This is a genomic window from Thermomonas sp. LB-4 (assembly GCF_036409385.1).
Classification (GTDB): Bacteria; Pseudomonadota; Gammaproteobacteria; order Xanthomonadales; family Xanthomonadaceae; genus Thermomonas.
The window spans coordinates 83,879-102,741 of the sequence record NZ_JAXOFT010000005.1; the positions used below are offsets into that span (position 1 = coordinate 83,879).

17 protein-coding genes are annotated in these 18,863 nt (G+C 69.9%); 8 read left to right on the forward strand and 9 right to left on the reverse strand.

Annotated elements, in window-relative coordinates; translation table 11 throughout:
- Position 1 precedes the first annotated feature (1 nt).
- A complete protein-coding gene (gene nirK, locus SPK54_RS05935) occupies positions 2-1,528 on the reverse strand; it encodes a copper-containing nitrite reductase (RefSeq protein ID WP_330947003.1) in 1,527 nt (508 codons plus the stop codon).
- 211 nt (positions 1,529-1,739) lie between these two features.
- Here nirK and SPK54_RS05940 point away from each other — a divergent pair, with 211 nt between their 5' ends.
- The 7 genes from SPK54_RS05940 (at position 1,740) to SPK54_RS05970 (ending at position 8,173) form a co-directional block, all read left to right on the forward strand.
- Positions 1,740-2,939 (forward strand): alginate export family protein, encoded by a 1,200-nt coding sequence (locus SPK54_RS05940; RefSeq protein ID WP_330947004.1) that lies wholly within the window; start codon positions 1,740-1,742, stop codon positions 2,937-2,939.
- Positions 2,936-3,154, forward strand: coding sequence for a DUF2249 domain-containing protein (locus tag SPK54_RS05945; RefSeq protein ID WP_330947005.1), 219 nt, complete (start codon positions 2,936-2,938; stop codon positions 3,152-3,154). The genes SPK54_RS05940 and SPK54_RS05945 overlap by 4 nt, the downstream gene beginning before the upstream one ends.
- A gap of 10 nt (positions 3,155-3,164) precedes the next feature.
- Positions 3,165-4,412, forward strand: coding sequence for a hypothetical protein (locus tag SPK54_RS05950; protein WP_330947006.1), 1,248 nt, complete (start codon positions 3,165-3,167; stop codon positions 4,410-4,412).
- Positions 4,409-4,789 (forward strand): putative zinc-binding protein, encoded by a 381-nt coding sequence (locus SPK54_RS05955; RefSeq protein ID WP_330947007.1) that lies wholly within the window; start codon positions 4,409-4,411, stop codon positions 4,787-4,789. Before SPK54_RS05950 ends, SPK54_RS05955 begins: the two co-directional genes overlap by 4 nt.
- Entirely contained in the window at positions 4,782-5,633 is an 852-nt protein-coding gene (locus tag SPK54_RS05960; protein WP_330947008.1) for an SCP2 sterol-binding domain-containing protein, read from the forward strand. The genes SPK54_RS05955 and SPK54_RS05960 overlap by 8 nt, the downstream gene beginning before the upstream one ends.
- A gap of 69 nt (positions 5,634-5,702) precedes the next feature.
- Positions 5,703-6,731, forward strand: a complete 1,029-nt coding sequence (nadA, locus tag SPK54_RS05965; RefSeq protein ID WP_330947009.1) for a quinolinate synthase NadA — start codon at positions 5,703-5,705, stop codon at positions 6,729-6,731.
- Complete coding sequence (locus SPK54_RS05970; RefSeq protein ID WP_330947010.1) at positions 6,728-8,173, forward strand: FAD-dependent oxidoreductase; 1,446 nt, start codon at positions 6,728-6,730, stop codon at positions 8,171-8,173. Before nadA ends, SPK54_RS05970 begins: the two co-directional genes overlap by 4 nt.
- A gap of 51 nt (positions 8,174-8,224) precedes the next feature.
- Here SPK54_RS05970 and SPK54_RS05975 read toward each other — a convergent pair whose 3' ends face one another.
- Both SPK54_RS05975 and SPK54_RS05980 read right to left on the reverse strand, forming a co-directional pair.
- Complete coding sequence (locus SPK54_RS05975) at positions 8,225-9,100, reverse strand: U32 family peptidase (RefSeq protein ID WP_330947011.1); 876 nt, start codon at positions 9,098-9,100, stop codon at positions 8,225-8,227.
- A gap of 11 nt (positions 9,101-9,111) precedes the next feature.
- The gene (locus SPK54_RS05980) at positions 9,112-10,110 is read right to left on the reverse strand and encodes a peptidase U32 family protein (protein WP_330947012.1); all 999 of its coding nucleotides are present in this window, start codon (positions 10,108-10,110) and stop codon (positions 9,112-9,114) included.
- Positions 10,111-10,307: 197 nt separating this feature from the next.
- Here SPK54_RS05980 and SPK54_RS05985 point away from each other — a divergent pair, with 197 nt between their 5' ends.
- Positions 10,308-10,787 carry a DnrO protein gene (locus SPK54_RS05985; RefSeq protein WP_330947013.1) on the forward strand — a complete coding sequence of 160 codons (480 nt, stop codon included), beginning with the start codon at positions 10,308-10,310 and terminating at the stop codon, positions 10,785-10,787.
- 169 nt (positions 10,788-10,956) lie between these two features.
- Here SPK54_RS05985 and SPK54_RS05990 read toward each other — a convergent pair whose 3' ends face one another.
- The 6 genes from SPK54_RS05990 to SPK54_RS06015 are packed head-to-tail and all read right to left on the reverse strand — an operon-like array spanning position 10,957 to position 18,836.
- Positions 10,957-12,450, reverse strand: a complete 1,494-nt coding sequence (locus tag SPK54_RS05990) for a UbiD family decarboxylase (protein ID WP_330947014.1) — start codon at positions 12,448-12,450, stop codon at positions 10,957-10,959.
- On the reverse strand, positions 12,447-13,553 hold the full coding sequence (locus SPK54_RS05995; protein WP_330947015.1) for a PLP-dependent cysteine synthase family protein: 1,107 nt from the start codon (positions 13,551-13,553) through the stop codon (positions 12,447-12,449). Before SPK54_RS05995 ends, SPK54_RS05990 begins: the two co-directional genes overlap by 4 nt.
- Positions 13,554-13,584: 31 nt before the next feature.
- Complete coding sequence (locus SPK54_RS06000; RefSeq protein WP_330947016.1) at positions 13,585-15,528, reverse strand: pyridoxal-dependent decarboxylase; 1,944 nt, start codon at positions 15,526-15,528, stop codon at positions 13,585-13,587.
- Between the two features lie 17 nt (positions 15,529-15,545).
- Positions 15,546-15,956 carry a SirB2 family protein gene (locus tag SPK54_RS06005; RefSeq protein WP_330947017.1) on the reverse strand — a complete coding sequence of 137 codons (411 nt, stop codon included), beginning with the start codon at positions 15,954-15,956 and terminating at the stop codon, positions 15,546-15,548.
- A gap of 10 nt (positions 15,957-15,966) precedes the next feature.
- Entirely contained in the window at positions 15,967-17,214 is a 1,248-nt protein-coding gene (locus SPK54_RS06010) for an NnrS family protein (protein WP_330947018.1), read from the reverse strand.
- 50 nt (positions 17,215-17,264) lie between these two features.
- Entirely contained in the window at positions 17,265-18,836 is a 1,572-nt protein-coding gene (locus SPK54_RS06015; RefSeq protein WP_330947019.1) for an EAL domain-containing protein, read from the reverse strand.
- Between the last annotated feature and the right edge of the window lie 27 nt (positions 18,837-18,863).

The following is an 18,863-nucleotide window of genomic DNA, read 5'->3' on the forward strand; positions in this document are numbered from 1 at the left end:
CTCAGTGACCTTCCGAGGCGTTGGCCGGCTTGGCGGCGCGGGCGGCGGCGGCATCGGCCTTGCTGATCTGGCCACCCGGGTTGCCCCAGCTGTTCAGCACATAGGTCGAGATGTTGGCCACTTCGTCGTCGGTCAGCTGGCTCATCGGCGGCATGTTGGAGTTGTAGTCCTTGCCGTTGACCTTCACCGGGCCGACCAAGCCGTGCAGGATGATCTCCGGCAGGCGCTTCGGATTGGCCTTGATGTAGTCCGAGTTGGCCAGCGGCGGGAACACGCCCTCCATGCCCTTGCCGTCGGTGCCGTGGCAGGTGGAGCAGGTGCCGGCGAACACCACCTTGCCGGCCGCGATCTGCTCTTCCTTGGTCAGCGTGCCGGCCTTGGCGGAGGCAGCGGCCACCGATACCGGTGCGCGGCTGGTGCCGGCGACCTGGTCGCCCAGGTAGACCGCGTCCACTTCCTTGCCGGAGTAGATGTCCTTGCGCTCCTTGCCTTCGGCCTGGAGGATCGCCAGCGCGCCCTTGTTGAAGGCGCGGAAGATGCTGTGGTCGACCAGCACGTAGCTGCCAGGCACTTCCATGTGGAAGTCCATCATCGCCGCGCCGCCGGCCGGGATCAGCGTGGTCTGCACGTTCTCCTGGAAGCGGGTGCCGCCCTCGTACCAGACCTTGTCGAAGATCTCGCCGATGACGTGGAAGCTGGACACCAGGTTGGGGCCGCCGTTGCCGACGTACAGGCGCACCTTCTCGCCGGTCTTGGCCTTGAGCGCCTTGTCGCCGGTCATCGAGCCTTCCATGCCGTTGAACAGCACGTAGGTCGGGTTCTCGTCGATCGCCCGCTCCATGTTGAAGCCCTGGTGACCCTTCTCGCGGTACTTGCCGGTGGTGTAGAAGTCGCCCTGCATCACGTAGTACTCGCGGTCGACCGGCGGCAGGCCTTCCGGCGGCTCGACCAGGATCAGGCCATACATGCCGTTGGCGATATGCATGCCCACCGGCGCGGTGGCGCAGTGGTAAACGTACAGGCCGGCGTTGAGCGCCTTGAAGCTGAAGCGGCTGACGTGGCCGGGCGCGGTGAAGCTGGCGGCGGCGCCGCCGCCGGGGCCGGTGACGCCGTGCAGGTCGATGTTGTGCGGCATCTTGCTGTCCGGCATGTTGCGCAGGTGGAACTCCACCGTGTCGCCCTGGCGCACGCGGATGAAGCTGCCCGGCACGGTGCCGCCGAAGGTCCAGAACGTGTAGGTCACGCCTTCGGAAATCTCCATGTCCTTCTCGACCACGTCGAGCGAGACGATCACCTTGGCCGGCTGGCTGCGGCCGGTCGCCGGCGGCACCAGCGGCGGCGAGGTGAGCACGGCCTGGATCGGCTCGCCCACCGGCGGGCCGAAGTCGCCCTTGGCGGAACCACCGGTGTCTTCCTTGTGGACGGCGCCGTTGGGCGACGGGTTCGGCTGCTCGATGCGGCAGGCGGACAGGCCCAGAGTGGCCGCGACGGCCAAGGCCAGGGTGGCATACCGGACTGCGGGTTTCATCGTGTGGTTCCCTTTTGGAGTGATGTGTCGTTGTTGGCGGCAAGCATCGTTCGTCGGCGGGGTTTTGCATGTTGATCCAGGTCAAAACCGGCAGGCCGCCGCGCGTCGGCAACGCTGCCGCTTGACCTGCATCAACATGCGGGCGCTGCGAAGCGCAGAACCTTGCGCCACGCATCCAATTCCGGCATCCCCGATGGCGAACCATACACGAGTGATTTCCATTCTTGTCATCACATTGGCCGCGGGCTTCCCGCTGCATGCAGCCGAGCCACCGAAGGCCGCACTGGAGTGGGATCTGCGCCTGCGCCACGAGCAGGTTGACGACGCCGGTTTCGGCCGCGACGCCGCTGCGACCACTGCACGCCTGCGTGCCGGCCTGCGGTTGGCGCCGGCGGCTGGCTGGACCGTCCTTCTCGAGGGCGAAGGCGTGGCCGGTGCCGGCAACTACAACAGTGGCGCCAACGGCAAGAGCGCATTCCCGACCGTGCTGGATCCGACCGGTGCCGAACTCAACCAGGCCTGGGTCGGCTGGAAGGGCGCGCAGGGCGGCGTTACCGTCGGCCGCCAGCGCGTCGCGCTGGACAACCAGCGCTGGGTGGGCGCGGTGGGCTGGCGGCAGAACGAACAGACCTTCGACGCGCTGGGCGCGCAGTGGAAGCCGCGCGTCGACCTGGGCGTGCAGTACTACTGGCTGGACCGGGTGCATCGGGTGGCTGGCGACAAGGCGATCAACCGGCTGGCGCGCGAGCGCGATCTCGACAGCCATCTGCTGAATCTCGCGTGGAAGCACGGCGCGCAGCAGCTGGCCGGTTATGCCTACCTGCACGACGACCGCGACGTCGCCTCCGCTTCCACCGCTACCTATGGCTTGCGTTGGACCGGTGCCGCCGGGCAGGGCGGACAGGGCTTCGGCTGGACTGCGGAATACGCGCGGCAGACGGATCATGCGCGCAATCCGGCCGATTTCGGCCTCGACTACTGGTTGTTGGAGCCCAGCTGGACCCGGGGCCGGACTACGCTGCGCGCCGGCTGGGAGCGTCTCGGCGGCAATGGCGCGGTCGCCGTGCAGTCGCCGCTGGCCACGCTGCATGCCTTCAACGGCTGGGACGACCAGTTCGGCACCACTCCGGCGAAGGGTCTGGAAGATCGCTACCTCGGCGCCGGCGGCAAGTTCGGCCGCGGCCGTCTCGACGGCAGGCTGGCCTGGGCGCTGGCCTGGCACGACTACCGCGCCGATGTCGGCGGCCTGCGCTACGGCAGCGAGTGGGATGCATCGCTGGGCTTCCCGCTGCCGGGCGGCCTGAGCGGGATGGTGAAGCTGGCCGACTACCGCGCCGACGGCTTCTCGCGCAACAACCGCAAGCTCTGGCTGCAGGTGGAGTGGCGCGGCTCGCGGAAGTTGGCGCCATGAAGAAGCTGGATTTGCGTGCGCTGCCGGCGCCGGAGCCGCTGCTGCAGGCATTGGCCGCTGCCGATGCCCTGCAGCCGGGGCAGGCGCTGGAAGTGCTGACGCCGCTGCTGCCGGCGCCACTGCTGGAAGCGCTGGAAGCGCGCGGCCTGCACTGGCGCAGCGAACCCTGCTTGGACCACGGCACCTGGGTGGCGATCCTGCGGCCCGCGGCCTGATGCCGGTGCGATGACCAGGCTGGCCATGCAGCAGGCGCCGACGCCGGCCACGCCGCGGCGGTTCCTCCTGTCGGCCTCGCTGTGGGGCATGGCGGCGGGACTGCTGCTGGCGCTGGATGGCGATGCCGCGCTGGCATCCCGCTGGGGCGGGGCGACCCTGGCGCTGGTGCACGCGCTGGCGCTGGGCGTGCTGGGCAACGCCATGTTCGGCAGCCTGCTGCAGTTCCTGCCGGTGGCCGCCGGCGCCCGCGTGCGCGGCGGCCGCGGCGCGGCGCTGCTGCTGCACGCGCTGTTGAACATCGGTGCGCTGCTGCTGGTGCTGGCGCTGCGCCGGCCAGCACTGCTGTCGCCGCACTGGGGCGGCCTGCTGCTGTTGGCCGCGTTCGTGCTGCTGGCGGCGCTGGTGCTGCCGGGGTTGGTTCGCGCCGCCGGGCAGCCGCTGCTGCGCTGGGGCATTGGTTGCGCGATGGTCGGCGGCTTGGTGACGGCGCTGCTTGGGCTCTCGCTGGCGCTGGCGATTGCCGGCGCGTGGCGACTGCCCCTGCTGGCCCTGACCGATGCGCACGCCGGCTGGGGCGTGCTGGGCTGGGTGCTGGCGCTGCTGGTGGCGGTGGCGCGGGTGGTGATGCCGATGTTCCAGGGCGTGGCCGCGGTGCCCGCGCGCTTGCAGGCCGCATGGCAGCTGGCGCTGTACGCGTTGCTGCTGATCGCGCTGGCGCTGCGCGGCACCTCGGCAGCGGCACTGCGGGTGGGCGCAGGGCTGCTGGTGCTGGCCGTCGCATTGGTTGGCCTGCTGCTGCAGTTGCGTGCGCCGAAGCTGCGCCGCGCGCCGCTGACGTATTTCTGGATGGCGGGCTTCGCCGCGCTGGCCGCGGCGGCCTGCGCGCTGCTGGCCGGCGGCGATGCCAACCTGCTGCTGGCGGGCGTGCTGGCGCTGGCGATCGGGCTGCCGCTGCTGGTCGGCGGCATGCAGCTGGAGATCTCCGCCTTCCTCGGCTGGATCGACCTGCAGCGACGCTGCGGGCGCGGGGTGCGCCTGCCCGGCGTGCAGCTGCTGCTGCCGGCGCGCGACAAGGCCGCCGTACTGGCGCTGCACGGGCTCGCCGCGATGGCGCTGCTTGCCGCCACGGCGCATCCTGCGCTGGCGCGCGGGGCCGGCAGCGCGCTGCTGCTGGCGCATGCGGCGGGCTTCGCCGCGCTGTGCGGCGTCGACCGGCGCCGCAGCCGTTTCATCCGTGGGCTGAAGGAGCAGGGATGAGCAAGCCGTTGCCGCTGGTGTATTCGTGTTCGGGCTGTTCCAGCGCGGCGCAGATGGCCAACCATCTGGCGCTGCGGCTGGACCGCGCCGGTGCGGCGGAAATGTCCTGCATCGCCGGCGTCGGCGGGGGCGTGGCCGGGCTGGTGCGCACCGCGCGCAGCCAGCGCCCGATCCTGGCGCTGGACGGCTGCGTGCTGCGCTGCGTGTCGGCCTGCCTGGCCAATGCCGGGGTGGTGGCCGACACCCATCTGGTGCTGTCCGACTACGGGGTGAAGAAGCGCAAGCACGCCGACTTCGACGGCGAACAGGCCGAAGCGGTCTATCTGCAGCAGGTGCTTCCGGCCGCGCGGGCGCTGGGGAGGCAGGACGATGCGTGAACGGGCTCCCGGGTTGACGCCAGTGCGGCTGGCCATCGACGGCGTGGATGACGGGCTGGTGCTCCTGCTGGCCGCGCGCACCCGGCTGGCGCGGCTGGCCGGACGGCTGAAGGCCGGGGCCGGCGTGCCGGGCCGCGACGAGGCGCGCGAGCAGCGCGTCCGCCGGCGCGCGGAAACCCTGGCGGGAGTGCTGGGGGTGGCGCCGGACACCGCCAGCGGGGTGCTGGCGCTGGCGATCGGCGACGCCCGCCGCGCGCAGGGCCTGCAATCTGATCTGGATCAAGGAGTGGCCCCCCGCGATGGCCGCATGATCGCGGCCATCATGCAGACCCAGACCGATTCCGCGCCGCCGCCGGCGCATCCCCTGCTGCGGCTGGTGCCGCCGCCGCGTCGCATCGCGCCGCTGCTGCGGGTGCTGCCGCCGTCCATGCAGAAGCGGCTGCTGGAACGCGCGATGGCGAAGGTGTTGGCCGCGCCGATGGCCGATGGCACGCTCGATTTCATGGCCGGCCGCCGGCTCGGCATCGAGGTCAGCGATCTCGGCCTGCGCTGGGTGGTGGAACTGCAGGGCCAGCAGCTGGTGGTGGTGGATACGCCCGCCGAAGCCACCGTGCGCGGCACCGCCACCGACCTGCTGCTGCTGGCCGGCCGGCTGGAGGATGCCGACACCCTGTTCTTCCAGCGCCGGCTGGTGCTGACCGGCGACGTCGAGCTGGGCCTGACCGCGCGCAACCTGCTGGACCGGCTGCCGTGGGAAAAGGTGCCGCTGGGCCTGCGCATCACCCTCAACCGCGGCGCCCGCTTCGCCCGCGCCGCCCGCGGCGCCTATCGCGCGAAAGCCTGAGCGCCGCCCTGTTCCCGTCGCCCGTGCGGCCGTCGCGCGGGTGTTGCCCGTCCCCGATCCGAAGAGCACATGAACGCATCCGCCGCGCCGTCCTGGCATCCCGCACTCGAAGCGCGCCACGCGCCGCTGGTCGAGAAGCTTGAACGTCTCATCCCGTGCATGGAGGTGCCGTTGCACCTGCCATGGATCGACGCCATCCTCGAACTCAAGCGCCAGCGCGGCGCGGTGATCATGGCCCACAGCTACCAGTCGCCGGAGATCTTCCACGGCGTGGCCGACGTCACCGGCGATTCGCTGGCGCTGGCGCAGGCCGCGGCCGACTGCGACAGCAACCTGATCGTGCTGTGCGGCGTCCACTTCATGGCCGAGAGCGCCAAGATCCTGGCCCCGGACAAGACCGTGCTGATCCCGGACCTGGAAGCCGGTTGCTCGCTGGCGTCCTCGATCACCGCCGCTGACGTGCGCGCGCTGTGGGCGCAGCACCCGGGCGCGCCGGTGGTCAGCTACGTCAACACCAGCGCGGCGGTGAAGGCCGAATCGGACGCTTGCTGCACTTCCGCCAACGCGGCGCAGGTGGTGGAGGCCATCGCCGCCGAGTTCGGCGTGGACAAGGTGATCTTCCTGCCCGACCGCTACCTCGGCGCGTGGGTGGCGCAGCAGACCGGCATCGAACTGGTGCTGTGGAACGGCGTGTGCGAGGTGCACGAGAAGTTCACCGCGATGGAAGCGCGGCACACCCGCGAGCGCTTCGACGCGAAGATCGTGGCGCACCCCGAGTGCGCGCCGGAGGTGCTGGCCGAGGCCGATTTCGTCGGCTCCACCAGCGCCATGGGGCAGTGGCTGGCGAAGGAGAAGCCGTCGCGGGTGGCGATGATCACCGAGTGCTCGATGGCCGACAACCTGCGCAACCAGTTCCCACAGGTCGAGTTCATCAAGCCCTGCAACCTGTGCCCGCACATGAAGCGGATCACCCTGCCCAACATCCATGCCTGCCTGCGCGACCTGAAACACGAGGTGACCGTGCCCGAGGACGTGGCGATTGCGGCGCGGCGCGCGCTGGCGCGGATGCTGGCGGTGGGGCGTCGCGACCGCGTGTGAGCGCGCCCGCGCCTGTCATCATCGTCGGCGGCGGCATCGCCGGGCTGTCGGCGGCGCTGGCCGCAGCGCCGGCGCCGGTGCTCCTGCTGGCGCGTGCATCCGGCACCCGTGGCGCCGCCAGCACGCTGGCGCAAGGCGGGATAGCGGCCGCCATCGATCCCGGCGACAGCCCGCAGGCGCATGCACGCGACACCTGCGTGGCTGGCAGCTTCCACAACGATCCGGCCATCGTTGACCTGCTGACGGCCAACGCCGGCGATGCGGTGCGCTGGTTGCAGGCCATCGGCGTGGATTTCGACCGCGCACCGGATGGCAGCCTGCAGTTCTGCCGCGAGGGTGGCCACGACCGCGCGCGCATCGTCCATGCCGGCGGCGACGCGACGGGTGCGAAGGTGATGGAAGCGCTGGTCGCCGCGGCGCGCGGCGCAGGCCATATCGAACGGCATGCCGGCGTGGACGTCGATGGCCTGGTGCTGCGCGACGGCGAGGTCTGTGGTGTCTGCGTCACCCGTGCCGATGGCACCCGCGAGGCACTGCATGGCCGCGCGGTGGTGCTGGCGACAGGGGGCATCGGCGGCCTGTTCGCGCAGACCAGCAATCCGGCGGATGCGGACGGCAACGGGTTGGCGCTGGCGCTGGCTGCAGCCGCGCAGGCGCGCGACCTCGAGTTCGTGCAGTTCCATCCCACCGCGCTGGCGCTGCCGGGCCTGCACAGCCTGCCGCTGGTCACCGAGGCGCTGCGCGGTGCCGGCGCCCGCCTGCTCGACGTGGACGGCGCGTCGTTGATGGAGGGCGTGCATCCGCTGGCCGACCTGGCGCCACGTGACATCGTCGCTCGCCGGGTCTGGCAGGCCTGCCGCGACGGCGGCGCGTGGCTGGATGCGCACAAGGTCGGCGCCGCGTTCCCGCAGCGCTTCCCCACCGTGTTCCAGGCCTGCATGGATCACGGTATCGACCCGCGCGCGCAGCCGATCCCGGTGACCCCGGCCGCACATTTCCACATGGGTGGGATCAAGGTGGATGCCGACGGCCGCAGCTCGCTGCCCGGCCTGTTCGCGGTGGGCGAGGTGGCCTGCAATGGCGTGCACGGCGCGAACCGGCTGGCCAGCAACTCGCTGCTGGAGGGCGTGGTGTTCGGCCGCCGCTTGGGCGCGCTGCTGCGCACGCTGCCCGATGGCGGGCAGCCGCGCGGCAGTTTCCGGATGGTGCGGCGCAAGCCGTCGCTGGACGCCATGCAACTCGACTATCTGCGCGCTCTGATGATGCAGGCGATGGGGCCGCTGCGCACGGGCGCCACCCTGCAGGCGGCGTTGCACGATTGCATGGCGCTCGCGTCATCCGGCTGGCAGGGCGCGCTGGCGCAGCGGATGCTGGAGGCCGCGCTGCGGCGAACCGAGAGTCTGGGGGCGCATCACCGCAGCGATGTGCCACTTTCGGGCTGATTCCATCGGCATGAAACGGGCACGTCCCTGTGCCCAGAAACTCCCCGCGGCTCAGGCCGCCGGCATCCGCATCCCCGGTTCGCCGTGCCAGTAGCCGTTGCGCTCGCCGATGCGGGCGGGCGCGCCTTGCGCTCCGCGGGCGGCGTCGAAATGCCGCACCACCGCCTCCATGCCGTCGGCCTGCGGGTACAGGCGCAGGATGTCCACGCCCAGCGCGCGCAGCTCCGGCAGCTCCGGGCCCAGGTCGGTGATCTCCTCGCCCTGCACCGAGATGCCGTTGATGCGCAGGAACGGACGGCCTTCGCGGGTGGCCAGCGGCATGCCGTCGGGATAGTCGATGCAGCGGAAGCCGCACTGGTCCTTGGGTACGTCCAGCGCACGCGCGGTGAAGCAGCGCGCCGAGAACGACAGCGGCAGCCGGCCCCAGGCGATCACTTCCAGTTCCGGCATCGCGGCGCCGTCGGCAACGAAGGCTTCCTTCAGTTCGCCGATCAGGGCGCGGCCCTGCTCGACGCCCGGCACCCAGCGGCGCAGGCCGTCTTCGCCCAGCATTGCGAGCGCGCGATGGTTGTAGACGTTGAGGGTCGGTCCGGCCACGAACGGGCGGCTCTTTTCCCTGCACAGCTGCACGGCGGACAGGTCGTTGGCCTCGATCCAGAAGCCGCCGTGGGAAATCTGCCGGTCCAGCACGCTCAGCTCTGATTCGGCTTCGATCAGCGCCAGCGTGGACAGTACGATCTGCTTGCCGGAGGCGGCGAGTTCTTCCGCCAGCGCCAGCCAGTCGGCGGTGCGCAGTTCGCGGCGCTTGCTACACACGGTTTCGCCGAGATAGACGATGTCCACCGGCCAGTGGATGGCCTCGCGGTAGAACGCCAGGGTACGTTCGCGCGGCCAGAAATACTGCAGCGGGCCCAGGCTCAGTTTCATCGTGCTTCCTTTCAGTGCCAGGCGCGGTGGTACGGACCCAGCGTGGTCTGGTGGCCCTCGGCGTGGCGGGACAGCTCGGCCTGCCATTCCGGCTTGAGCTGCCAGCGCGCTTCGTCGGCGACGACCTGGTCGATCGCCTTGCGCCAGGTGCGGGTGACCGAGCCGACGTAGGCCACGCCGCGCTGGCGGCCTTCGATCTTCAGCGCGACCACGCCGATCTGCTTCAGTCGCGGCAGCAGTTCCAGGGTGTTGAGGCTGGTGGGTTCTTCCAGCGCGTGGAAGACCTCGTTGCCGACTTCGAACCGGCCCTTGCACACGGTCGGGTAGCCGGCCGGCTCCTCGGGCTTGAATTCGTCGATTAGCACGTCGTTCAGGCGCACGCTGCGGCTGCCGTCGTCCTGTTCGTCCCAGCGCACGAACCTGGCCGGCGAGCACACGCCGTGGCGGTTGGGCGAGGCGCCGGTGACGTAACTCGAGAGCTGGCAGCGGCCTTCCACCATGATGCACAGGCTGCCGAAGGCGAACACCTCCAGCGCCACCGGCGATTTCTCGCACAGCCGCTCCACCTGCTGCAGCGACAGCACCCGCGGCAGCACCGCGCGGGAAATGCCGAAGCGTTCGAACGCATAGCGCAGCGCCGGCGCGGTGGTGGCGCTGCCCTGCACGGACAGGTGGCGCGGCAGCGACGGATGGGTGCGGGCGGCATAGTCCAGCACCGCCATTTCGGCGGCGATGATGGCATCGGCGCCGAGCGCGGCGGCCTTGTCCACCGCGGCATGCCAGTCCTTCAGCCGCACGCTGTCGGGGTAGGTGTTCAGCGCCAGGTAGACCTTGGCGTTCTTTGCATGCGCGTAGCGGATGCCGGCGCGCAGTTCGTCGTCGCTGAAGTTCAACCCCGGGAAGGCGCGCGCGTTGGTCTGGTCGCGGAAGCCGGCGTAGACCGCGTTGGCGCCGGCATCCACCGCTGCTTGCAGGGCCGGCAGGTTGCCGGCGGGACAGACCAGTTGCATGCATGCTCCGGCAGCGGGGAAACCGGCATGGTCGTGGCCATGCCAGGCAGCGTCCTTGACCTGGGTCAATCGGCCGCGCCATGGGCCACCTGATGGACCGGTTGGAGGCTTTTTGACGTGGGTCATGGCCACTGCCACAGGCGCGTGCGATGTTTCCCTGCAACGCGGGCGACGGCCCGCCGCATTGGAGAAGAACCATGCTGCCCCGGACCATCCTTTCGATGTCGACGCTGGCGCTGGCCGGCGCGCTGTTGGCCGCGCCGGCGATGGCGCAGTCCGCCGCCCACCACGACCATGCGGCGCACGCCCCTCAAGACGCGCAGGTCAAGGCGCCCGCGCAGCGCTGGGCCACCGACGCGCCGCTGCGCGCGGGCATGCGCAACCTGCGCGAGGCCACCGAGACCCTCAACCACTACGAGATGGGCCACCTCGACGATACCCAGCGCGACAACGCGGTGGAAAAGATCGACGCCGCGATCAAGGACATGTTCGCCAACTGCAAGCTCAAGCCGGAGGCCGACGCCGCCCTGCACGGGCTGCTGGCGAAGTTCATCGCCGGCGCCAACGCCGCGCGTGCGGGCAAGTTCGGCAAGGCGGAGCTGGCGCCGATGCAGGACGCGTTGGCGCAGTATCCGCAGCTGTTCGACGACCGCGACTGGGGCAAGCCCGCGCACTGAGGTGCGCCGAAATTCTGTAGGCGCACCGCAGCGGCGCGAACGCTTTTACAGGACACGCGGAGAGCATCGCGCCCCTGCGGTGCGCTCCTGCACGGTGCGGCCGGGTGTTCGCGCCGCGTTGCGCTCCCATCGGGGGTTCGGGTGGGGTGTTCGCGCCCCTGCGGTGCTCCTACAGGGCGCGGGTCGGCTGCTCGCGTCCGGCCGCCACCTGGCGCCACAGCGCATCGACCCGCTTCTCAACCGATGGGTCGAGCTGGATCGGCTTGCTCCAGGTGCGGCTGGTTTCCGCCGGCCACTTGTTGGTGGCATCCAGCCCGAGTTTCGAGCCGAGGTTCGGGGTGGGGCTGGAGAAGTCGAGGTAGTCGATCGGGGTCTTGTCGATCAGCAGGCTGTCGCGCACCGGATCGACGCGGGTGGAGACCGCCCAGATCACCTGCGACCAGTCGCGCACGTCGATGTCCTCGTCGGTGACGATCACGAACTTGGTGTAGGTGAACTGGCGCAGGTACGACCAGATGCCCATCATGATCCGGCGCGCGTGGCCGGGGTACTGCTTGCGGATCGACACCACCGCGATGCGGTAGGAACACGCTTCCGGCGGCAGGTAGAAATCCACGATCTCCGGGAAGACCTTGCGCAGCAGCGGCACGAACACGTCGTTCAGCGCCATCGCCATCACCGAGGGTTCGTCGAACGGCGCGCGGCCCATGTAGCTGCCCTGGTAGATCGCATCGCGGCGCAGGTGCATGCGCTGGATGGTCATCACCGGGAAGTGGTCCTGCGCGTTGTAGTAGCCGGTGTGGTCGCCGAACGGGCCCTCCAGCGCGGTTTCGGCCGGATCGATGAAGCCTTCCAGCAGGATCTCGCAGCCGGCCGGCGCGTCCAGCCCGGTCAATTTGCTGGGCCAGACGCGAGTGCGTTCGCCGCGCAGCAGGCCGGCGAATTCGTATTCCGACAGCGTGTCGGGAATCGGCGCGACCGCCGCCAGCAGCGTGGCCGGATCGGCGCCGATCGCCACCAGCACCGGGAAGGGTTTGCCGGGATGCGTCGTCTTCCAGTCGGCGAAGTCCAGCGCGCCGCCGCGATGCGGCAGCCAGCGCATGATGATGCGGTTTCTGCCGATCACCTGCTGGCGGTAGATCGCCACGTTCTGGCGCGGCTTGCGGGTGCCGCGGGTGACCACCAGGCCAAGGGTGATGAGCCTGGCCGCATCCTCCGGCCAGCAGCGCTGGATCGGCAGGCGCGACAGATCGACCTCGCCGCCTTCCAGCGTTTCGTACTGGAACGCGGCCTCGCGCATCTTCTGCGGCGCGACGTGCGCCAGCTGCGCCAGCTCAGGCCAGCTGGCCAGCGCATCGCGCAGGCTGGAGGGCCAGCGCGGCTCGCGGATCGCCGCCAGCAGTTCGCCGAGCTCGCGCAGCGAGGCCAGCGGCCGTCCGGCCAGTGCCGCTTCGATGCGGTCGCGGTGGCCGTAGAGATTACCGAGGTAGGCGTGGTTGCTGCCGATCGGATGTTCCATCAGCAGCGCGGGCCCGCCTTCGCGCAGAGCGCGCAGGCTGAGCGAGGTGGTCTCGAGTTCGGGGTCGACCGGCGCGCCGACGCGCTGCAGGCGTCCTTGGCGTTCGAGTGCGGAAATGAAAGCGCGCAGGTCGTGGAAGCTCATGAAGAACCGTCGGGTGGCGTGAATGTTCCGGTGGCCAGCGCCGCGGCCAGCGCCTGTTGCCAGGGGGCGACGTCGAGGCCGTGCGCGTCGCGCCAGTCGGGATCGAACAGCGTCTGCTGGTAGCGCTTGCCGCGGTCGCAGAGCAGGCTGACGATGCTGCCGCGTTCGCCGCGCGCGCGCATGTCCGAAGCCAGCTGCAGGCAGGCGGCGAAATTGGTGCCGGAGGAGCCGCCGTAACGCGTGCCCAGCAGCTCCTCCAGCAGTTGGGCCGCGGCGATCGAAGCGGCGTCTTCGACTTCGGCCACGGTGTCCACCACGTCGAACAGGAAGCCCGGCTCCACCTTCGGTCGCCCGATGCCTTCGATCCGCGTGGGCCGGCTGGCCACCGCGTTGCGGTCGTGCTGGCGCCAGCCGTGCACGTAGGCGCTGCCGGCCGGCTCGGCCACGCACAGGCGGGTGTCCAGGCGGCGGTAGCGCAGGTAGCGGCCGATGGTGGCGGATGTGCCGCCGGTGCCCACGCCGCAGACGATCCAGGTGGGCACCGGCTGCGGCTCCCGCCGCAGCTGGCCGAGGATGGATTCGGCGATATTGTTGTTGCCGCGCCAGTCGGTGGCGCGTTCGGCCAGGCCGAACTGGTCGAGGTGGCACGCGCCGTTGGCGGCGTGCTCGGCGGCGCGCGCATGCACCTGCGCGGGGTCTTCGACCAGGTCGCACTGGCCGCCCAGCGCCTGCACGTCGAGGATCTTCTGCGGCGCGGTGCAGGCCGGCATCACCGCGATGAAGCGCAGCCCCAGCAGGCGCGCGAACCAGGCTTCGGAAATCGCGGTGCTGCCCGAGGAGGCATCCACCACGGTCTGGCCCGGCCGCAGCCGGCCGTTGCACAGCGCGTACAAATACAGCGAGCGCGCGAGGCGGTGCTTGAGGCTGCCGGTGGGGTGGCTGGCCTCGTCCTTGAAGTAGAAGGCGATGTCCGGGAAGCCGGGGAAATCCAGCCGCAGCAGGTGGGTGTCGGCCGAGCGCGCGGCCTCCTGTTCCAGCAGGGCGAGCGCGTTGTTCACCCAGGCGCGGACGGCGGAATCGGAGCGGGTCGTGATCGTGTTCATGTGCCCATGATCCCCTGTCAGTCGCCGATCCTCAATTTCCCGTCGCCAGCAGTACGCGCACCCGCCCGCCGAGGTAGTCGAAGTAGCGGTCGATGTAGCTGATGCCGTTCTCGTGGTCGATCAGGTACGGGTTCATCAGCGTGTGGCGCAGGATCATCAGGCGGTCGCCGCCGTCTTCGCCCAGCGTGGCCTGATCCAGGCCCAGCGCGTCGAGGATGCGGCGGGTTTCCGATTCGCCCAGCGCCTCCGGCCGCAGCGTGGTCACCGAGCCGAAGAACTGCTTGTCCTGCAGCGGCTTGCTGGGGTCGCTGCGCAACTCGTCGTGCAGGCGGCGGACGAAGGCATTGGCCGCGGCCACGCGGCGGTTGCCGACGGGGTTCAGGGCGAAGCAGACGAGGTTGCTGTCGGGCGCGAACGGCACCACGGCATGGACCACGTCGCGCAGGTCGTCGGCGAAGCGCAGTGCGCGTGCGTGGAAAGCCTCGGCGGAGCGGATGGTCTGCGCCGGCAGGCGGCCGAAGTGGGCATGGTCCAGCGGCAGCACCTTGTGGGTGACGTACACGCCGGCCACCGCCGCACCGGACTTGGAGCCTTCGGGGATGAACTGGCCGAGGCTGCGGTAGCGGCCCATGTAGTCCTTCGGTGCTTCGCCGTGGAAGACGTAGTCAGCTTCCTCCGACAGCAGCGCCACCGTGCGGTGGTCGCGGCAGATGAAGGCGCCGGCGCCGTAGGGCAGGTAGCCGAGCTTGTGCGGATCCACCGTCACCGAATCGGTGTCGCCCAGCGCGGCGATGGCCGAATACACCTCGGGCGAAGGGAAGGCGGTGAAGCCGGCGGCGATGTCGTCGCGCGGGCGCAGGCTGCCGTCCTGGTTGCGGAACAGGGTGGCGAGGTAGCCGCCCCAGGCGGCATCCACGTGCACCGCAAAGCCCAGCCCGCGCGCGGCGAAGCGCTGGCGCGCATCGACCACCGCGTCGATCGGGTCGATCGTGCCGTACTCGGTGGTGCCCATCACCGCTACCGCCATCAGCACCGGCTGGCGCTCGCGCAGGCAGCGTTCGAGGGTGGCTTCCAGCGCCTCGACGTCGATGCGCATCTCCCGTTCCGGCAGCAAGTCGAGCTGCGCGCGGCCCAGCCCCAGCAGCTTGCAGCCCTTGCTCCACGAGTAATGGGCGGTGATCGGCGCCAGTACCTTCGGCAGCTTCAGGGTGGGATGCGCGGCGAAGAAACCGGCCAGCCCGCGCTGCTCGATGCGCTCGCCCTGCACGCGCGCCTGCCAGCGCCGACGTTCGCCGGCGCTGGCCTGCGCCAGCCACTGGCCCCAGCGATCCACCAGCGCGGTGGCCTGATGCGGGTGCAGGTTGAACGCGCTCCAGACGTCTTCGGGCAGTTCGAGATCGGGCACGCCGGCGGCCAGCAGCGCCACCGGGAAAGCCTTCTGCGCCAGCGCCAAGCGCAGCGCCTGGTAGTTGGCGAGGGTGCCGCCCGAGGTCAGGTGGCCGAATGCGCAGTCCGGGCGCGCCGGGTCGTCGACATAGCCCAGCATCCCGGCCAGCTGCAGGCCCACCTTCACCTCCAGCTCCACCGTCACCGGCGCGGCGTCCTCGGACACGTTGTTGGGGTTGTAGGGTAGGGTCAGGATCTGCGCGGCCAGCCCCGGCAGCAGCAGGTCGGAGGCCATGTGGCCGATGTAGCGCGGGCTGTGGAACGGCACCGACTTCTTCAGCGCCGCCGACAGCTGGTGCAGCTCGCGGCGCATGCGCGCCTCGAACGCCTGGTAGTCCGGGTGTTGCGAGGCAGCCGTGGAGATCGCCGGCGGGTCCTCCGGATGGAAATTGCGCCGCCAGTACACGTGGTCGCGCAGGAACTCGACCACGAGCTTCTCAAGCAGCGTGTCGTTTTCGCCGTAGGGGCCGAGGAAGCAGGCGTCGGGCACGCGCGGCTGCGCGGCGGAGGAGGGCGTCGCGGATTGCATGGAGGCTCCGGGGAGGGTCAGCCCAGCAGCGGCAGCAGCCAGCCTGCGGGGTGGTGCATGCGGGCGATGCCGTAGATGAACAGGAAAGTTGCCAGTGCGGCCACGTAGAACACCGCGCGCTGCGCGCGGCTGCGCTGCTCGCGCATCGCCAGCACGCCCAGCACCACGTAGGCCACCAGCAGCACCAGCTTCAGCGACAGCCAGCCGTTGGCGAACATCGCCCCCGGCAGCATCGAGAACAGCATCGCGGCCGAGGTCAGCAGGACCGTATCCACGGTGTAGCTGGCGTACTTCGGCAGCCAGTGGCGCGGCCAGCGCGCGCCCAGCAAGGAAGCGCCGCCGCGCAGCGCGAAGATCGCGCCGCTGCACATCACCGCATGCACGTGGGTCCATTTGACCTGCGGGTAGAACTCCATCATCGGCGACATGCGCAGGTCCTCAGCCGGGGCGCCCGTCGGCGCGCGGATGCAGGTAGATCGACAGCGAGCGCAGCACCCACGGCAGGAACGCCAGCAGCCAGCCGGCGGCGGCCACGACCTGCCAGAAATAGCCGTCGGGCGCGATCTCGGCGGCGATCCGGGTCAACGCCACCAGCTGCAGCAGGGCGAAGGCGAACCAGCCCACCGCCGGCATCGCCATCGGCCTGCCGGAGTGGCCCTGCGTCACCCGCGTCACCATCGCCACCAGCAGGCTGCCGAAGAAGCCGATGAACAGCGCGTGCGCCGGGCCGCGGCCGAGCACGAACTCGCCGCCGGCGGCCAGGATCGCGCTCTGCGCGGCGTACAGCGCGAACGCGACCGGCAGCCAGGCGAAGCCGAGGAACAGCACCCACAGGATGCCCGGCGCCTTGCCGCGCGGCCACCACCGCAGCAGCACCAGCGCGCTGCCGACGGCCAGCAGCGCATCGACCGGCCACAGCCAGGTGTTGGCATGCGCCAGCTCCAGGCCCAGGTGGGCCAGCAGCAGCGCCCACAGCGCACCCAGCACCCACAGCGGCCGCCAAGCGCGATAGCCGGGAACGATATTGCCGGCGAAGAACGGGAACATCCGGTGCGCCACCGACGCATACACCGGCAGCAGCAGGCCGAAGGTGCCCAGCTTGATCGACACGATCACGCTCCACGGCGCCGCGCCGTGCAGGAAGCCCGCCATCAGCAGCAGCCCGATCAATCCCAGGGTAAGCGCCGCGAAGCACGACCACGCATGCCAGGTGGGGCCCTTGCCGGCGCGGCGTTCGGCCAGCAGCACCCGCAGCAGCTGCACCAGCCCGTAGCCCCAGCCGACCAGCGACATCACCACGCCGATGTGGACCATCGCCTCCTGCCCCAGCAGCATCCCGCCCACCACCGAGACCTGTCCGCCCAGCAGCCCCAGCCCCACCGGCACGTAATGCCAGCGTGACAGGTCCGGCGTACCGGTCCAGCGCGGAAAGGTGGTCAGCAGGAAGCCGAACATGAACGGCGGCAGCAGCTGGTACTGCATCACGAAGGCATGCATCCAGCCGCCAAACGGGGTGCCGGCAGGCAGGCCGATCACGCCCCAGCGCGCATCCACCAGCCACAGCAGCCACCAGCTCATCGCCAGCAGCACGTTGACCGCGCCGACAAAGAACAACAGCCGGTGCGGGGCTTGTGCCAGCAGCGCGGGCGACAGGCCCGGGACGTCGGCATGAGGTGTCTTGTTCATGCCGGAAGTGTCGCGCCGGGGCGTGACGGTCGCCTTGATTCAGGTCAGAATCAAGCCGTCCTGCGCCAGACGCGCGGTCGTGGGCCGTCCTGCTCCTGCAGTTTGCGCAGGAACGTCTTCATCGGCAGCGACCTCGAATACAGCCAGCCCTGCGCGTACTCCACGCCGTGGTCGGCCAGATAGGCGGCCTGCTCGCGGGTTTCCACGCCTTCGGCGATCATCCGGATGTCCAGCGATTTCGCCATGTCGATGATGGCATTGGTGATCTGGCTGGTGACCGCATCGGTGCCGATGGTGTCGATGAAGGACCGGTCGATTTTCAGGTAGTCGAATTTCACCCGGCTGAGATGGGACAGGCTTGAATAACCGGTGCCGAAGTCATCGATGGCAACTCCGATCCCCGCCGCCTGCAGTGCGTCGATGGCCGGGCGCGCGGTATCGGCGTCGGTGAAGACGGTTTCGGTCAGTTCGACGTGCAGGTTCCGCGGGTTTGCGCCGATCACGCGCAGTGCCGCCTGCAGCCGATCCGGTAGTGACGATGGGGCGTGGAAATCCTCGGCGCAGAAATTGAGCGCGACATGGAAGTCCGGTGCGTGCGCGAACAGCGCCGGCGCGTCCTTTTCGAACAGGTCGATCACGCGCTCGCGGATCAACGGCATCATCCCGGACTTTTCGGCGATCGGAATGAAAACGGCCGGGCTGATGATTTCCCCGTTGGGGCGATGCCAGCGCAGCAGCGCTTCCGCACCGACCCAGCGACCGCTGGCAAGCTCGACGACCGGCTGATACTCCAGGTGCAGCTGGCGGTCGTGGATGGCGCGACGCAGGAGCGAGCGGATCGGGACGTGGGTACGGGCGATCCGGAGTACCGCCATCAGGAGCATGATGCCGATCGCCAGCCCCAGCGTGCCAAGCTTCAGGGCAGTGGAAATCCATGTGCGTGCCCATAGGCTGCGCGGTTGGGCAACGAAGACCGTGTACGCGCCTTGGGTCGGGCGCTCCCAGCTGATCAGGTAGTTGGCATCGGTCGTGCTGCCGGCGCGTGCGCGACGGCTCAGCTCCAGCCAGTGCTGGCGGAATTCCCCGCGGCGCGCCAACACCACGTCGCGCTGGCCATGCCCCACCACGGTGATATCCCAAGGCTGGTCGGTCGGGATGATGTTGAGGGCATTGCTGGCATGGGCGACCAGGGTGACCCCGCTGGCAGGATCGGTGGTGCCGACCAGCGTGGCGTCGGAGCCGGGCAGGCGCAGCGGATTCCGCATGGAAAAACCGGCCTGGCTGGTGTAGCTGGGCTTCCCGACCGGTGTCTCGTGCCTGCCGAACGCTGAACAGACAAGCACGTTGTCATGAATGTAGCCGATGTCCACCAGCAAATCGAGCTGCAGCAGGGTGTGGCGCATCCGCTCGATGCTTGCGGCCGAGCAAGGAGCCGGGCGTGGGGGCTGCAGGATGTCGGACAGGCCGCGCCGCATTTGCGCGCCGATGTCGTCGACCCGGTGCAGGACCTGCGTCGTGACCAGTGCGGCCATCTCCTGGGCATGCTCGAGGCTGGAGCGATAGGCCCAGTAGACCGAAAGTGCGGGCGGCAGCACCACGACGCCGATGGCGATGGCAAGCAAGCTTCTGGCGATGCGTCTGTCCTGCCT

What these genes read in the sequence shown, in the direction of transcription:
- nirK (WP_330947003.1), bottom strand. Translation starts at nt 1,528, where the DNA reads ATGAAACCCGCAGTCCGGTATGCCACCCTGGCCTTGGCCGTCGCGGCC.
- SPK54_RS05945 (WP_330947005.1), top strand. Translation starts at nt 2,936, where the DNA reads ATGAAGAAGCTGGATTTGCGTGCGCTGCCGGCGCCGGAGCCGCTGCTG.
- SPK54_RS05950 (WP_330947006.1), top strand. Translation starts at nt 3,165, where the DNA reads ATGACCAGGCTGGCCATGCAGCAGGCGCCGACGCCGGCCACGCCGCGG.
- SPK54_RS05955 (WP_330947007.1), top strand. Translation starts at nt 4,409, where the DNA reads ATGAGCAAGCCGTTGCCGCTGGTGTATTCGTGTTCGGGCTGTTCCAGC.
- SPK54_RS05960 (WP_330947008.1), top strand. Translation starts at nt 4,782, where the DNA reads ATGCGTGAACGGGCTCCCGGGTTGACGCCAGTGCGGCTGGCCATCGAC.
- nadA (WP_330947009.1), top strand. Translation starts at nt 5,703, where the DNA reads ATGAACGCATCCGCCGCGCCGTCCTGGCATCCCGCACTCGAAGCGCGC.
- SPK54_RS05975 (WP_330947011.1), bottom strand. Translation starts at nt 9,100, where the DNA reads ATGAAACTGAGCCTGGGCCCGCTGCAGTATTTCTGGCCGCGCGAACGT.
- SPK54_RS05980 (WP_330947012.1), bottom strand. Translation starts at nt 10,110, where the DNA reads ATGCAACTGGTCTGTCCCGCCGGCAACCTGCCGGCCCTGCAAGCAGCG.
- SPK54_RS05985 (WP_330947013.1), top strand. Translation starts at nt 10,308, where the DNA reads ATGCTGCCCCGGACCATCCTTTCGATGTCGACGCTGGCGCTGGCCGGC.
- SPK54_RS05990 (WP_330947014.1), bottom strand. Translation starts at nt 12,450, where the DNA reads ATGAGCTTCCACGACCTGCGCGCTTTCATTTCCGCACTCGAACGCCAA.
- SPK54_RS05995 (WP_330947015.1), bottom strand. Translation starts at nt 13,553, where the DNA reads ATGAACACGATCACGACCCGCTCCGATTCCGCCGTCCGCGCCTGGGTG.
- SPK54_RS06000 (WP_330947016.1), bottom strand. Translation starts at nt 15,528, where the DNA reads ATGCAATCCGCGACGCCCTCCTCCGCCGCGCAGCCGCGCGTGCCCGAC.
- SPK54_RS06005 (WP_330947017.1), bottom strand. Translation starts at nt 15,956, where the DNA reads ATGTCGCCGATGATGGAGTTCTACCCGCAGGTCAAATGGACCCACGTG.
- SPK54_RS06010 (WP_330947018.1), bottom strand. Translation starts at nt 17,214, where the DNA reads ATGAACAAGACACCTCATGCCGACGTCCCGGGCCTGTCGCCCGCGCTG.